At 72.8% G+C, this 14,674-nt stretch carries 13 protein-coding genes; 8 read left to right on the plus strand and 5 right to left on the minus strand.

Going from position 1 to position 14,674, the window contains the following annotated elements:
- Positions 1 to 34: 34 nt before the first annotated feature.
- The 5 genes from Dvina_RS21555 (at position 35) to Dvina_RS21575 (ending at position 5,234) form a co-directional block, all read left to right on the plus strand.
- Positions 35 to 280 carry a 4Fe-4S dicluster domain-containing protein gene (locus Dvina_RS21555; protein ID WP_223104263.1) on the plus strand — a complete coding sequence of 82 codons (246 nt, stop codon included), beginning with the start codon at positions 35 to 37 and terminating at the stop codon, positions 278 to 280.
- Positions 267 to 3,104 carry an FAD-binding and (Fe-S)-binding domain-containing protein gene (locus Dvina_RS21560; RefSeq protein ID WP_380031722.1) on the plus strand — a complete coding sequence of 946 codons (2,838 nt, stop codon included), beginning with the start codon at positions 267 to 269 and terminating at the stop codon, positions 3,102 to 3,104. The genes Dvina_RS21555 and Dvina_RS21560 overlap by 14 nt, the downstream gene beginning before the upstream one ends.
- A 114-nt stretch (positions 3,105 to 3,218) precedes the next feature.
- A complete protein-coding gene (locus Dvina_RS21565; protein WP_223104265.1) occupies positions 3,219 to 3,590 on the plus strand; it encodes a GntR family transcriptional regulator in 372 nt (123 codons plus the stop codon).
- Positions 3,580 to 4,458: an ATP-binding cassette domain-containing protein gene (locus Dvina_RS21570; RefSeq protein ID WP_246656357.1), complete on the plus strand. Its 879-nt coding sequence runs from the start codon at positions 3,580 to 3,582 to the stop codon at positions 4,456 to 4,458. The genes Dvina_RS21565 and Dvina_RS21570 overlap by 11 nt, the downstream gene beginning before the upstream one ends.
- The gene (locus Dvina_RS21575) at positions 4,455 to 5,234 is read left to right on the plus strand and encodes an ABC transporter permease subunit (RefSeq protein WP_223104266.1); all 780 of its coding nucleotides are present in this window, start codon (positions 4,455 to 4,457) and stop codon (positions 5,232 to 5,234) included. The genes Dvina_RS21570 and Dvina_RS21575 overlap by 4 nt, the downstream gene beginning before the upstream one ends.
- A 111-nt stretch (positions 5,235 to 5,345) precedes the next feature.
- Here Dvina_RS21575 and Dvina_RS21580 read toward each other — a convergent pair whose 3' ends face one another.
- The 4 genes from Dvina_RS21580 to Dvina_RS21595 are packed head-to-tail and all read right to left on the minus strand — an operon-like array spanning position 5,346 to position 9,528.
- Complete coding sequence (locus Dvina_RS21580) at positions 5,346 to 6,161, minus strand: carbohydrate ABC transporter permease (protein ID WP_223104267.1); 816 nt, start codon at positions 6,159 to 6,161, stop codon at positions 5,346 to 5,348.
- Complete coding sequence (locus Dvina_RS21585) at positions 6,161 to 7,264, minus strand: carbohydrate ABC transporter permease (protein WP_223104268.1); 1,104 nt, start codon at positions 7,262 to 7,264, stop codon at positions 6,161 to 6,163. The genes Dvina_RS21580 and Dvina_RS21585 overlap by 1 nt, the downstream gene beginning before the upstream one ends.
- Complete coding sequence (locus Dvina_RS21590; protein WP_223104269.1) at positions 7,264 to 8,484, minus strand: sugar ABC transporter substrate-binding protein; 1,221 nt, start codon at positions 8,482 to 8,484, stop codon at positions 7,264 to 7,266. The genes Dvina_RS21585 and Dvina_RS21590 overlap by 1 nt, the downstream gene beginning before the upstream one ends.
- 24 nt (positions 8,485 to 8,508) lie before the next feature.
- Entirely contained in the window at positions 8,509 to 9,528 is a 1,020-nt protein-coding gene (locus Dvina_RS21595; protein WP_223104270.1) for a LacI family DNA-binding transcriptional regulator, read from the minus strand.
- 134 nt (positions 9,529 to 9,662) lie between these two features.
- On the opposite strand from Dvina_RS21595, the gene Dvina_RS21600 reads away from it, so the two are divergent.
- Positions 9,663 to 11,711, plus strand: a complete 2,049-nt coding sequence (locus Dvina_RS21600; RefSeq protein ID WP_246656570.1) for an amylo-alpha-1,6-glucosidase — start codon at positions 9,663 to 9,665, stop codon at positions 11,709 to 11,711.
- On the opposite strand, the gene Dvina_RS21605 is transcribed toward Dvina_RS21600, so the two are convergent.
- Complete coding sequence (locus Dvina_RS21605; RefSeq protein WP_223104272.1) at positions 11,688 to 12,452, minus strand: alpha/beta fold hydrolase; 765 nt, start codon at positions 12,450 to 12,452, stop codon at positions 11,688 to 11,690. The two genes, Dvina_RS21600 and Dvina_RS21605, sit on opposite strands and share 24 nt — an antisense overlap.
- A 75-nt stretch (positions 12,453 to 12,527) precedes the next feature.
- On the opposite strand from Dvina_RS21605, the gene Dvina_RS21610 reads away from it, so the two are divergent.
- The gene (locus Dvina_RS21610) at positions 12,528 to 14,081 is read left to right on the plus strand and encodes a long-chain-fatty-acid--CoA ligase (protein WP_223104273.1); all 1,554 of its coding nucleotides are present in this window, start codon (positions 12,528 to 12,530) and stop codon (positions 14,079 to 14,081) included.
- A 22-nt stretch (positions 14,082 to 14,103) separates the two neighbouring features.
- Positions 14,104 to 14,625, plus strand: coding sequence for a peptide deformylase (gene def / locus Dvina_RS21615; RefSeq protein WP_223104274.1), 522 nt, complete (start codon positions 14,104 to 14,106; stop codon positions 14,623 to 14,625).
- Positions 14,626 to 14,674: the final 49 nt, after the last annotated feature.

The following is a 14,674-nucleotide window of genomic DNA, read 5'->3' on the forward strand; positions in this document are numbered from 1 at the left end:
GCATCGGTGGCGACGTTGTGGAAGGAGGAGGCGCATGAATCAGAGCGCTCGCATCACCCGGGGGACCCTGCTCATCGAGGCCGACAAGTGCAAGGGCTGCGAGCTGTGCATCGCCGCCTGTCCGCCGGATGTGCTCGCCATGTCGGCCACGGTGAACGAGCTCGGCTACCGCTATCCGGTCCTGCACGAGGGCTGCACCGGCTGCACCGCCTGCCAGCTCGTCTGCCCCGATTTCGTGCTCACCGTGTACCGGTACGATGGCGAGGGTGTCCAACGATGACCTGGTGGCCCGGCTCGCCCGGGCCGGGGTGAGTGACGTCCTCGTCGATGCGGCGCACCGCTCGGCCTACGGCAGTGACGCCTCCCTCTACCGGGTCGTACCCCGGGCCATTGTGCGCCCCCGCCACGAGGACGACGTCGCGGCCACGCTCGAGGTGTGCCGCACGCTCGGCGTGCCCGTCACCGCCCGCGGCGCCGGCACCTCCGTCGCCGGCAACGCGATCGGGCCCGGGGTCGTGCTCGACTTCAGCCGGCACATGGACCGGGTGCTCGGCGTCGACCCGGCCACCCGCACCGCGCGCGTGCAGGCCGGGGCGGTGCACGCCACCCTGCAGGCCGCCGCGAAGCCGCACGGCCTGCGGTTCGGGCCCGACCCGTCGACGCACACGCGCTGCACGATCGGCGGGATGATCGGCAACAACTCGTGCGGGTCGCGCACGCTCGGATACGGCCGGACCTCCGACAACGTCATCGGCGTCGACGCGCTCACCATCGACGGGGAGCGGTTCGCCACCGGGCGTGACGAGCGTGGGCGGCCCACCCTCGAGGGCGCCAAGGCCATCGCCGACACCCTCGCGGCCGTCACCCAGGCCAACCTCGCCGTCGCCCGCACCGAGTTCGCCACGTTCCCGCGCCAGGTGTCCGGATACGCCATCGAGCACCTCCTGCCCGAGCGTGGCCTCGACCTGACCGGGCTCCTCGTCGGCAGCGAGGGCACCCTGGCCGTGGTGACCGAGGCCACGGTACGGCTCGTCGTCGACCCCGCGCATCGGCTGCTCGTCGTGCTGGGGTACCCGGACTTCGGGACCGCCGGTGACATCGTGCCGACGATCCTCACCTTCACGCCGACCGCGTGCGAGGGCATCGACTCGCGCATTGTCGAGCTCGTCCGGAGCCGTCGGGGGGCTGCGGCGGTACCCCCGCTGCCCGGAGGTTTGTCGTGGCTTTTCGTCGAGATCGCGGGTGATGACCTCGACGAGTGCCGCGACCGCGCGCGGCGCCTGGTCGACGCGGCGGGGGCGCTCGACGCGCTGATCGAGGAGGACGCCGCGAAGGCCGCACCGCTGTGGCGGATTCGCGAGGACGGCGCAGGGCTGGCCGGGCGGGCGCCGTCGGGACTGCCCGCGCACGCCGGCTGGGAGGACGCGGCCGTGCCACCGGCCCGCATCGGCGACTACCTGCGCGACTTCGACGTGCTGTGCGAGCGGCACGGGCTGTCGGTGATGCCGTACGGGCACCTCGGCGACGGCTGCGTCCACGTGCGGCTCGACTATCCGCTCGACCGGCCGGGCGGCCCCGCGAAGTTCCGCGCGTTCCTCGAGGACGCCGCGGACCTCGTCGTCAGCTACGGCGGGTCGCTGTCCGGCGAGCACGGCGACGGCCGCGCCCGCAGTGAACTGCTGTCGCGGATGTACTCCGCGCAGGCCCTCGGCCTGTTCAAGGCGGTCAAGCACGCGTTCGACCCGGCCAACCTGCTCAACCCCGGGGTGCTCGTCGACCCCGACCCGGTCGACGCGAACATCCGGGTCGCGTCCGGGCGCCCGGTCAAGCAGCCGCTGGCGTTCGGCTACCACGCCGACCACGGCGACTTCAACCAGGCCGTGCACCGCTGCACCGGCGTCGGCAAGTGCCGGGCCGACACGACGGTGCTCGGCGGCGTGATGTGCCCGTCCTTCCTGGCCACCCGCGACGAGAAGGACTCGACGCGCGGTCGCGCCCGGGTGCTGCAGGAGATGCTCGACGGCGACCTGGCCCCCGACTGGCGCGCGCCCGCCGTGCACGACGCCCTCGACCTGTGCCTGTCCTGCAAGGGCTGCGCGTCGGACTGCCCGACCGGGATCGACATGGCCGCGTACAAGGCGGAGGTGCTGCACCAGAGCTTCAAGGGCCGCATCCGCCCCCGCTCGCACTACGCGCTGGGCCGGCTGCCGATGTGGTCACGGCTCGCGTCGCGGCTGCCCCGCATCGCCAACGCGCTCACCGCCGCGCCCGGGCTGCGCGGGATCGCCCTCTGGTTCGCCGGCGTCGACGCCCGCCGCTCCATTCCGGCGTTCGCGTCGCAGACGTTCCGCCGCTGGTTCCGCGCGACCGCGCCGCAGCGCACCGCGGGCGGCCGGCCGGTCCTGCTGTTCGTGGACAGCTTCACCGACCACTTCGCCCCGGACATCGCCAAGGCCGCCGTCGAGGTGCTCGCCGCCGCCGGCTACGCGCCCGAGCTCACCGCCGCCTCCGCGTGCTGCGGCCTGACCTGGATCAGCACGGGTCAGCTCGACGCCGCAAAACGCATCCTGGGGGGTACCGTCGCCGCCCTGACCGACGCCGCCGAGCGCGGCATCCCGATCGTCGGGCTCGAGCCGTCCTGCACCGGCGTGCTGCGCAGCGACCTCGTGGAGCTCGTCGACACCGACGCGGCCCGCGCGGTGTCGGCGGCGACCGTGACGGTGGCGGAGCTGCTCGCCCGGACGCCCGGCTGGACGCCGCCGTCCCTCGAGGGTGTGCGCGTGATCGCCCAGCCGCACTGCCATCACCATGCGGTCATGGGGTGGGAGGCCGACGCGAAGCTGCTCAAGGCGACGGGCGCGACCGTGCAGCGGCTCGGCGGGTGCTGCGGGCTGGCGGGCAACTTCGGCGTGGAGCGCGGGCACTACGAGGTGTCGGTGCAGGTGGCGGAGCAGCAGCTGCTGCCGGCCCTGCGCCAGGCGGGCCCGGGCGATGTACTGCTGGCCGATGGGTTCTCGTGCCGCACGCAGGCTTCCGATCTGGCGTCGACGGACGGCCGGCACCTGGTCGAGCTGCTGGCGGAGGCGCTGCGCAAGCAGTCGTGACACGTCGGGGGCCGCGGCCGCGCGCGGCTGGATCTCCATCGCAGCCGGCCGGCAAGGGATGAGTAAGCGCTTGGTTGCTTGACGTCGGTACAATTGCACTAGTTCACTAACGCAATGAGTGTTTCGACGCTGTTCCGGGTCGACCGGCGCGGCGGCACGGCCGTATACGCCCAGCTCGTCCAGCAGGTCCGGCAGGCCATCCGGGTCGGGCGGCTCAAGGGCGGCGACCGGCTGCCCACCGCCCGCGAGGTCGCCGAGGGCCTGGGCGTCAACCCGAACACCGTGCTCAAGGCGTACCGGGAGCTGGAGGCCGTCGGGCTCGTCGAGGCCCGCCAGGGGTCCGGCACGTACGTGCGCGACCAGCCGCCCCTCGACGTCGCCGACCTGCGGGCCGACCTCGCCGCGTGGGTCGCCCGGGCCACTGCCGCCGGGCTCGAGCGGGCCGACCTGCACGCGCTGCTCGACGAGGCGTGCCGTGTCGCCTGACCCCGCCCTCGGGCTGCCCGCACCGGCCCTCATCGCCGACGGCGTGACAGTGGCCTACGGTGACCGGCGGGCACTCGACGACTGCTCGTTCGCCGTCCCAGCCGGCTCGGTCACCGCGCTCGTCGGCCGCAACGGCGCCGGGAAGACCACGCTGCTGCGCGCGGCCGCCGGGCTCCTGCGGCCCGACCGCGGCACCGTCACCGTCCTCGGCGGCCCGCCGGGTGACCGTGCGCTGCCCCGGATCGGTTTCCTCGCCCAGGATTCGCCGCTGTACCGCCAGCTGTCCGTCGCCGAGACCCTGCGCCTCGGGGCCAGGCTCAACCCCGGCTGGGCCGCGGACCACGCATGGGAACTGGCCCGGGCGGCCGGCCTGCCCCTCCAGGAGCGCGTCGGCCGGCTGGCCCCGGGGGTGCGGGCCCGGCTGGCGCTCATCATGGCCCTCGGCAAGCGGCCCGACCTGCTACTGCTCGACGAGCCCCTGGCCGCGCTGGACCCCGTGGCCCGGGCCGAGTCCGTCCGGGCGCTGATGGGGGCGGCGGCCGGCGGTACCACCGTCGTGCTCTCCACCCACGCCGTCGCCGACCTCGCCGGCGTCTGCGACCACGTCGTCGTGCTCGACCGGGGCCGGGTGCGCGCCGCCGTCGAGGTCGACGCCGCGCTGGCCGGGCACCGCCTGGTCAACGGGGCCGAGGCCGACCTGCCCGCCCTCGACGGCGCCGACGTCATCGAACTGCGCCGCGCCGGCGACGGCTTCACCGCCCTCGTCCGCGTCGCCGAACCCGTCCCGGCCGGCACCCTGGCCTGGCACACCCCCAACCTGGAGGAGCTCGTGCTCGGATACCTGCGCGGGCGGGACGGTGCGGCGTGACGTGGCTCGCGGTCCGTCTGCTGCGGCCGTACCTCATCGGCGCCGCCGCCCTCGGCGCACTGCTCACCACCGTCATCCTGGCCGCCGCGGCCACGGTGCAGGACCGGCTCGACGCGCTCGGGCGACCGGACTGCCTCAACCCCAACCTGTGCTATCAGGCCGGTACACCCGTCCTGCTCATGCAGCTGACGGCGGCGTTCGGGCCGGCGCTCATCGGCCTGCTGCTCGGTGTGCCGCTGTTCGCCGGTGAGCGTGCGGACGACACGATCGCGTTCGCGCTCACGCAGTCCGTGCCGCGCGGGCGGTGGGTGCTGGGCAAGTTCGGTGTCGCCCTGTGCGCGAGTGTGCTCGTGACAGGGGTCGTGGCCACCGTGTATCGCCTGGTCGCGGCCCGGTACACGGTGCTCGCGAACGACACGTACGAACTGCTCGACCTGTTCCATCTGAACAACATCGCGTTCATGGTGATGCGCGCGGTGCTCACCCTGTCCGTTGCCGCACTGCTCGGTCTGCTCACCGGCAGCACACTGCGCACGGCGATCCTGTCCGTCGTGCTGTGGCCGTTCGGCCTGCTCGCGGCGTGCGGTGTCACACTGCTCCTGCCGGTCCGGTCCGGCGCGAGCATCGAGCCTGTGTACGCGCCCACCGACGACCGCTACTGGGCCGCCGACATCACCTACCTCGACCCGCTCGCCTGGCCCGCCGCCGGCCTGACCGTCCTCTACGTGATCGGCCTGGTCCTGCTCATGCGCCGCAGCGTCGGCCGGAAGGCATGAACGTCTCCCTGATGCGACGACGGCCCGCCCCTGCGGCCGGCCCGCCATCACCGAGACGCCGCCGGCCGGCGCGGCGGTGCATGCGCCGGGCCGGCCGCCGCGGCCGCGCGCTCAGCCCTTGACGCCCGAGGCCGCCACGCCACGGACGAAGAAGCGCTGGAAGACGATGAAGACGGCGGCGACCGGCACGATGGTCAGGATCGAACCGGCCATCATGACCGGGTAGTCGTAGGACTGACCACCGGCGCCGCCGCGGCCGAGCGTGGACAGCCCGAACGGGAGCGTCCACAGCGACGGGCTCGCCCGGACCACGATGAGCGGGAGCAGGAACTCGTTCCAGACGCCCTGGAACGACAGGATCGTGAGGGTCAGCAGGGCCGGGCGGGCCAGCGGCAGGACGATGTGCCAGTACGCGCCGAAGATGGACGCGCCGTCGATCCGGGCCGCCTCCTCCAGCTCGCGGGGGAGCTCGACGAAGAACTGGCGCATGAGGAAGATGCCCATGGCGTCGACGGCCAGGGGCAGGATGAGCCCGGTGTACGAGTTCAGCAGCGTCAGCTCCTTGAGGACCAGGAACCGGGGGACCGTGAGCACGATCGGCGGTACCGCCAGCACCGAGACGACCCCCGCGAAGACGACGCCCCGGCCCCGCCAGTCCAGGCGGGCGAGCGCGTAGCCGGCGAGGGAGTCCAGGAAGACGCGCAGCAGCGTCGCGGCGACGGTCACCACGATCGAGTTGAACGTCCACAGTGGAAAATCGCTGTGCAGCAGGACGTCGCCCCAGGCCCGCAGGTCGAAGCTGCGGGGCCACGGGGTGACCGGATGCGCGGCCACCTCCGGGCGGGACTTGAACGACGTGGCCAGCGACAGCAGGAACGGGTAGATGAAGATGACCGCGAACAGCGTGAGGACGGCCCGGCGTAGCATCAGCGCTCCCTGCGCAGGACCAGCCGCTGCAGGCCGGTGAAGACGAGGATGATGACGAACACGATGAAGGCGATCGCGGCCGCCCGGCCCATCGCGGAGTTCTGGAAGCCCTCGCGGTAGACGAGGTACGCCGGGGTCAGCGTCGTCTTCTGGGGGCCGCCGGACGTCATCGCGTACACCTGGTCGAACACCTGCCACGTGCCGATCAGGCCGAGGGTGACGACGAGGAACAGCGTCGGCTTGAGCATCGGCAGGGTGACCCGCCAGAACAGCTGCCGGCGGGTGGCCCCGTCGACCTCGGCCGCCTCCTCGACCTCGGTCGGGATGTTCTGCAGGCCGGCGAGGAACATGAGCATGAACGTCCCGGTCGTGGTCCAGGTGGCCAGGATCATGATGGAGCTCAGCGCGACGCTCGGGCCGGAGATCCAGTCCCACCACGACAGGTCGAGGAACTCGTGGCGCAGCGGACCGGGGGCCGAGTCGACGCCGACGGTGCGCAGCAGCAGGTGGATGAGGCCGTCGGAGTCGTCCAGCCAGACCAGGTTCACCCGGCCGGGCAGGAGCGCCGACAGCACCGAGTTGACGACGCCGGTGGGGCTGAACAGGAACACGAAGATGAACGCGACGGCGATGGAACTGGTGACGGACGGGAAGTAGAACGCGGCCCGGAAGAACGTCCGTCCCCGCAGGAGCTTGGCATTGACGATGACGGCCAGGATCAGCGCCAGGAAGGTCTGCGCGGGCACCACACCGATGACGTAGTACAGGTTGTTGCGCAGGCTCTTGGCGAAGTCCCCGCGCACGACACCGGTGTGGGTGAGCAGATCCTGGTAGTTGTCCGAGCCGGCCGGGGTCGATGCGGACAGCGGGGCCAGCCCGCTCCAGTCACGGAAGCTCACCCACAGCGCGAGCAGGATCGGCGCGACCATGAACACGGCGAGCAGGACGAGCGCGGGCGACACGAACAGCCAGCCGGCCGCACCCTGCCGCCCGCGGATGCCGCTGCGGCCCCGGCGCCCGCCCGGGCCCGCGCTCCCGCCGGCCGCTTCGCTCCCGCCCCGGCCGCGCGAACGCGCGGCCGGGGCGGACGGCGTCGCCCGCATCAGCCCAGCACCGACGAGCCGGCCTTCTGCGTGCCGGTCACGACCTCGTCGACCTGCCGGTTGCCCTTCGCCAGGCCCTGGATGCCGTCGTTGAACGTCTCGATGACGGTGCTGAAGCCGGGCACGAACACCGACTTCTTCGCGTAGTCCGCGCCGGACACGAACGCCTTCAGCTCCGGCTTGTCAGCAAGCCACTTGTCGGCAAGCGACTTGCGCGAGGGCATCACCGGGAACTCCTTGGTGATCGTGAGCTGCTCGTCGGGCGACGTGAGGAACTTGACCAGGTCGAGCGAGGCCGCCTTGTTCTTCGACGCCTTCGCCACGCCGTAGCAGACGGAGAACGACATGGTGCCCTTGCCGGCCGGGCCCGCGGGGAGCTCGGCGACGGCGTACTTCGTGCTCGGGAAGTCGTTCTTCATCGCGCCGACGATCCAGTTGCCCTCGACGGTCATCGAGGTCAGGCCCTTGCCGAACGCCTCGCCGCCCCAGCCGGCCCCGACCGCGGCCGGGGTGGCGAACGAGCCGGCCTTGTGGTTGTCGGTGAGGTACTGCAGCGCCGTCTTCATCTGCGGCGTGTCCATCGTCATCTTCGTGACGTTGTCGTCGGTCGGCCACGCGCCGGCCTGGGCGAAGAACGCGCCCCACCGATAGAACTCCGGCGCCAGCACGAGCCCGGGGTGGCCGGGCTTCGTGAGCGCCTTCGCCGTCGTCGCCAGCTCCTCCCAGGTCGTCGGCGGCTTCAGGTTCGCGGCCTGGAAGTCGGCGGTGTTGTAGACCAGCTGCAGCGTCGAGAAGTCCTTGGGCGCGCAGTAGTACGTGCCCTGGTAGGTGAACGACTGCTTGAGCGTGTCGTAGAAGTCGCCGGGGTTGTCGACCTGGTCGCCGATCGCCTCCAGGGCGCCGCTCTTGCCCAGGTCGGGCAGCTTGTTGTCGTTGACGTAGAAGACGTCCGGGGGTGCGCCACCGGCCAGGGCGGTGGTCAGCGCGGTGTCGTACTCGGGCAGCACCTTGAGCTCGACGGTGTTCTTGCCCCGCTTGTTGTAGTCGTCGATGGCCTTGCGCAGCACGGCGTCCTCGGCGGGCGAGGACGAGAACGCGAACATCGTCAGCTTCGCGCCGGACGCCTCGCCCTGGCCGCCGCTGCCGTCGTCGCCGCAGGCGGAGGTGAGTGCGAGGGTCGTCGCGAATATGAGCGCCAGGGCGGGCCGGAGGTGTCTCATGCGGGAATCACTCCTATGGGGGTGTCAGGGCGTGCCGGTGCTTGACCCTCGGACGATCAGCTCGGGGGCCAGCAGGCGGGCGGCTTGCGGGCCGCCGCCCAGTGGGGGGTCGGCCGGTGCGGGGTCGGCCAGTGGGGGATTGAGCAGGGCGGAGATCATGGCGCGGCCGGCCGCCTCGATCGGCTGCCGGACGCTCGACAGGTCGAGGGCGGCCGCGGTGGGGGTGTCGTCGAAGCCCACGACGGCGAGCTCGGCGCCGCGGGCGCGGACGGTGCGCAGCAGTCCGGCGGCGAGCGTGTCGGTGGCCGCGACGACCGCTGTCGGCCGGTCGGGGTGCTCGAGCAGCCGGGCGCCGAGCGCCGCCCCGGTGGCGAGGGAGTCCTCGCCGCGCAGGTGCGGGCCGAGGGGCAGGCCCAGGCCGGCGCAGGCCTCGCGCCAGCCCTCGGCGCGCCGGTCGGAGACCGCGGAGCCGTCGGGCCAGCCGGCGAACGCGATCCGGCGGTGCCCGCGCTCGGCCAGGTGCCGGGTCGCGGCCGCGGTGCCGGCGGTGTTGTCGACGTCGACCCAGGGGTGGCCGTCGTCGTCGCCGGTGCGCCCGAACGCCGCGAACGGCACCCCGTGCGCCCGCAGCGCCGGCGGGCGCGGGTCGCCCGGGTGCAGGCCGTAGAGGACGAGCGCGTCGATCGCGCCGGCCTTGTAGAGGGAGACGGCGCCGGCGATCTCGCCCTCGGCGTCGTCGGCGGTGTACAGCAGCAGGTGGTGGTCCTCGGCGCGGCCGGCGTCGGCGAGGGCGTGCAGGAACCGGTCGTGGATGCTGCCGAGCGCGTGGGGGTGGACGGGCTCGATGCGGTACCCGATCATCCGCGACGACGCCGCCCGCAGCCCCTGCGCGAGGCGGTTGGGCCGGTACCCGAGCTGGGCGATTGCCGCCTCGACCCGGGCCCGCGTCTGCGGCCGCACCCGCTCGGGCGCGTTGAGCACGTTGGACACGGTCTGCCGGGACACCCCGGCGGCTCGGGCCACGTCCTCGACGGTGGGCTGCACAATCGCTCCCGGATGTCGTAAGGTGCGTCGTGTTGAACGTTCAAATTGCGATATCTGTATTTTGAACGTTCAACACCGGATGTCGGCACCGTCTCACCCGGTGATGGAGTTGTCAAGAGGAGGGCCCAGTGTCGATGCAAGACCAAGGCCGGCAGCCGTACCTGCACGAGCACATCACGTGCGTCGCCGCCCCCACGACCTGGCTGAGCGGACCCTCCGGCGCGCTCGCCGAGGACCCTGACGGCCTGTACGTGGAGGACCGCCGCGTCCTAGCCCGGTTCACGGTCACCGTGGCCGGCCACGTCCCCGTCCCCATCGGCGCCCGCCGCACCGGCGCGGCGACAGCCGAGTTCACGGCGGTCGTGCGCGAACTGGGCGACGAAGGCCCCGACCCGACCGTCACCCTGACCCGCCACCGCACAGCCGTCCCGGACGGTGGGGTCGAAACGCTCACCCTGACGAACAACTCGCACCGGACGTTGTCGGTCGCTGTCGACGTGCGCGCGGCGACGGACTTCGCGCGGATGGGCGCCGTGAAGGACGGACGCACACGTGACCTGCCCATGTCCGGCCTGACGACGTCGTCCCGCGCTCCCGACGGCATGACCGTCACGCTGGCCGCCGACCCGCCGCCGACCGGCCCGGACCTGACCTGGGACGTGACGCTCCCGCCCCGCCGGACATGGACCGCACGAATCGACATCACACGCACGGACATCACACGCACGGACATTGCACAAGCGGACATTGCACAAGCGGACACTGCGCGAATGGGCATCGCGCAAGTCGGCGTTGCGCGAATGAGCGTTGCGCAAAGGGGCAGCGCACCGGTGGGCGGGTTGAGCGAGCTGCGTGTGCGGGCCGACGACCGGCGGCTCGACGAGCTCGTGCGGGCCGGGGTGGAGGACCTCGACGCCCTGCGCCGCGCCGACGGGCCCGACGTCTACTACACCGCCGGAAGCCCCTGGTACCTGACGCTCTTCGGCCGCGACTCCCTGTGGGCGGCCCGCCTCGCGCTGCCCATGGGCACCGCGGTCGCCGCCGGCACTCTGCGCGCCCTCGCCCGGCGGCAGGGGGCCCGGCACGACCCCGACACCGACGAGGAGCCGGGGAAGATCCTGCACGAGGTCCGCCCGCCGGACGCGTCCTACCACCTGCCGCCGGTCTACTACGGCACCGTCGACGCGACGGCGCTCTGGGTCAGCACCCTCGCCGACGCCTGGCGGTGGGGCCTGCCGCCGTCCGAAGTGGAGCCGCTGCTGTCCAATGTGGAGCGGGCGCTGGACTGGCTGGCCGGGCACGACGGGTTCATCGCCTACCGGGCCAGCGCGAAAGGGCTCACCAACCACGGGTGGAAGGACTCCGGCGACGGCGTCCAGCACGCCGACGGGCGGATCGCCGAGGGGCCGCTGGCGCTGTGCGAGGTGCAGGCGTACGCGTACCGGGCCGCGCTCGACGGCGCCGCCCTGCTCGACGCGTTCGGCCGTGGTGGCGGTGACCGGTGGCGGGCCTGGGCGGCGGACCTCGCCGAGCGGTTCCGCAAGGCGTTCTGGTGCCCCGGCGGCTACCCGGCGATCGCGCTCGACGGGTCGGGGGCGCAGGTGGACAGCGTCGCGTCGAACATGGGGCACCTGCTCGGCACCGGCCTGCTCAACGCCGAGGAGAGCCGGGTGGTGGCCGGGCACGTGGCCGCCCTCGCCTCGCCGTTCGGGGTCCGGACGGTGGCGCCGGGGTCGGGCGGGTACAACCCGCTGTCCTATCATCTGGGCTCCGTCTGGCCGCACGACACCGCGATCGCGCTGCTGGGGCTGGCCCGCGACGGGCACCGCGCCGAGGCGGCCGCCCTCGTGCGGGCGCTGGTGGCGGCGGGGGAGCGGTTCGGGTTCCGGCTGCCCGAGCTGTACGGCGGGGACGACGCGCCCACGCCGTACCCGGCCGCGTGCCGCCCGCAGGCGTGGTCGGCGGCCGCGGGGCCCGCGCTGCTCACCGCGCTGCTCGGCCTCGACGTCGACGTGCCGGCGGGCCGGGTGACGATCAGTCCACTGCGGCCGTCGCCGGTCGGGGGGTACCGCATCCGGGGTCTGCGCATCGGCAGCGGAGCACTCGACGTGTCGGTCACCGCCGACGGCGCCGCCACCGTCCACAGTGCACCGGCCGGGCTAACCGTCCAGGAAGTCCAGTAGCGCCGGCATGTAGGCGGGGGAGCCCAGCGTGGTCGTGTGGTCGCCGCTCACGGTGTGCCAGCGGGCGCCCGGGATCGCGGCCGCCAGGTCCTGCGGGCGCACGGCGAGCTCGTCGTCCGCGCCGGCCAGGATCAGGGTGGGCGCGGTGATCCGGTCGAGTGGGATCGCTGCGGCGTGCACGGCGTAGACCTGGGCGGCGAGCGCGACCCGGTCGGCGCCCAGCGCGTCGGCGAGGGTCCGGAACCCCTTGGCCGGCGACGCCTCGACGGCGGTGGCCGACTCCGTCAGCAGCACCGCGGCGATCTCGGCCGGCGGCATCGCCCTGGTGTCCAGGCCGCCGAGCTCGGCCAGGCCCGCGCCGACGCCGGACAGGACCAGGCGGCGCACGCGCCGGTCGTGCGTGGCGAAGATGGCCGAGACCACGCCGCCCATCGAGTACCCGACCAGGTCGAGCTCCGTGACGCGCAGGTGGTCGAGCAGCTGGCTGAGGTCGCGGGCCATGCGCGCCTCGCCGTACAGCGCCGGGTCGTGCGGCTTGCCCGAGCCGCCGTGGCCGCGCGCGTCCGGGGCGATCACCTCCCGGCCGGCTGCGACCAGGGCCGCGACGACACCCGGCGACTCGAAGTTGGCTACCGCATCGACGACGAAACCGTGGTGCAGCACCACCGGGGGCCGGTCGCCGGGCGTACCCCAGCGGCGGTAGGCGATCGTGACACCGTCGGACGCGCGGAACCGTTCCATGCCCGGACAGGTTAGTGCATTTCTCGTGCAGATTGAGGCTGGCGGCAGAAAACTTCCAGCGTTAGTTTAGAGCGCATGAGCGCGACCCTGTCCCTCGCCGCCGTCCTGGCCGAGTCGGCCCGCAAGTACCCGCAGAAGATCGCCGTCGTCGACGGGGAGCAGCGGGTCACCTACGAAACCCTCTGGCGCGAGGCGCTGACCTGCGCCGCGGGTCTGCGGGACCGGGGCGTGCGGCCCGGCGACCGGGTGGCCGTGCAGATCCCGAACGTCGTCGACTTCCCGCGGGTGTACTTCGGGGCGCTCGCACTGGGCGCGGTCGTCGTGCCCGTGCACCTGCTGCTCACGGCGGACGAGGTGGCGTACACGCTGCGGGACAGCGAGGCCCGGGTGCTCGTCTGCCATCCGAGCCAGGCGGCGACCGGCCGGGCCGCGGCCGCGCTGGCGGGCGTCGACGTGATCGCGCCGGCGGACCTGCTCGGGGCCGAGCCGCTGGCCACGTACGCCTCGCGGGCACCCGAGGACGCCGCGGTCGTGCTTTACACCAGCGGCACCACCGGCGAGCCGAAGGGTGCGGTGCTCACCCACCTCAACCTGGTCATGAACACGATCGTGAACGTGTTCGACGCGAACGACGCCCGCTCGTCGGACGTCGTGCTCGGCTGCCTGCCGCTGTTCCACACGTTCGGGCAGACGGTCGGCATGAACGGCACGTTCCGCCTCGGCGCGACGCTTGTCATGCTCGCGCGGTTCACCGGCGAGGCCGCGCTCGACGTCATGGTGCGCGAAAACGTCACGGTCTTCCACGGCGTGCCGACGATGTACGTCGCGCTGCTCGCCGCGGCCGAGCAACGCGCGCAGCTTTCGCACACGGCCGAGCAACGCGCGCAGCTTTCGCGCGCGGCCGGACAACACGCGCAGCTGCCGCAGTTGCGGTTGTGCATCTCCGGCGGTGCGGCGCTGCCCCTCGCGGTGCTCGAGAAGTTCAACGCGGCGTTCGGCACGAGCATCTTCGAGGGGTACGGCCTGTCCGAGACGTCCCCGACCGCCACCACCAACCAGCCCCACTTCGGCACCCGCGCGGGCACCGTCGGCCACGCGATCTGGGGCGTCGAGGTCGAGATCGCCCGGCCCGAGATCGAGGAGCGCATCGAGCTGCTCCCGGCCGGCGCGCTCGGCGAGATCGTGATCCGCGGCCACAACGTGTTCGCCGGCTACCTCAACCGCCCCGACGACACCGCGCAGGCGATCGTCGACGGCTGGTTCCGCTCCGGCGACCTCGGCACCAAGGACGCCGACGGGTTCATCACCATCGTCGACCGCAAGAAGGACCTGGTCATCCGGGGCGGGTTCAACGTGTATCCGCGCGAGGTCGAGGAGGCCGTCGCCCGCCACCCCGCCGTCATGCAGGTCGCGGTCATCGGCGTGCCCGACCCCGTGCACGGCGAGGAGATCTGCGCGGTGGTGGTGCGCGATCCGGGGGTACCGCTGAGTGAGGACGAACTCGTGGAGTGGTCGAAGGAGCGGCTGGGCCGGCACAAATACCCCCGCCGGGTCCACTTCGTCGAGGCCCTGCCGCTCGGACCGAGCCACAAGGTGCTCAAACGCGAACTGCGCCGCAGCTTCTCCTGACGCCGTTTTGTACCGTTGGCGGATGGCCAAGGGCAGGGCACAAGCGATCACGTTGTACGGCGAGCCGGTGCTCCATCAGCCGTGTGCCCCGGTCGTCGACTTCGACCGCGACCTGGCCCGGCTCGTCGAGGACATGCGCGCGTCGATGCGCGCCGCGAACGGCGTCGGCCTGGCCGCGAACCAGATCGGCGTGCCGCTGCGCGTGTTCGTCTTCGACGTGCCCGACGCGAGCGGCGACAAGCACAAGGGCCACATCGTCAACCCGGTGCTGCAGCCGTCCTCGTCGACCGCCACGGTCAAGGACACCGAGGGCTGCCTGTCCGTCCCCGGCCCGCACACCGAACTGCGCCGGGCCGCGGTCGCCACGGTCACCGGCTTCGACGTGGAGGGCCGCGAGCTGACCGTGACCGGCGACGGCTACCTGGCCCGCTGCCTGCAGCACGAGTGCGACCACCTGAACGGCATCGTGTACGTCGACCTGCTCTCCGGCCGCCGTCGCCGCAAGATCCTGGCCGAGGCCGGTCTGGCGGGCGCCACCCCGTGACCGCCGGGGTGTTGCCTTGCGGGCACGGCGCAGAAGGTCCATGTTGGAG

The organism is Dactylosporangium vinaceum, assembly GCF_019904175.1.
Taxonomy (GTDB): Bacteria; Actinomycetota; Actinomycetes; order Mycobacteriales; family Micromonosporaceae; genus Dactylosporangium; species Dactylosporangium vinaceum.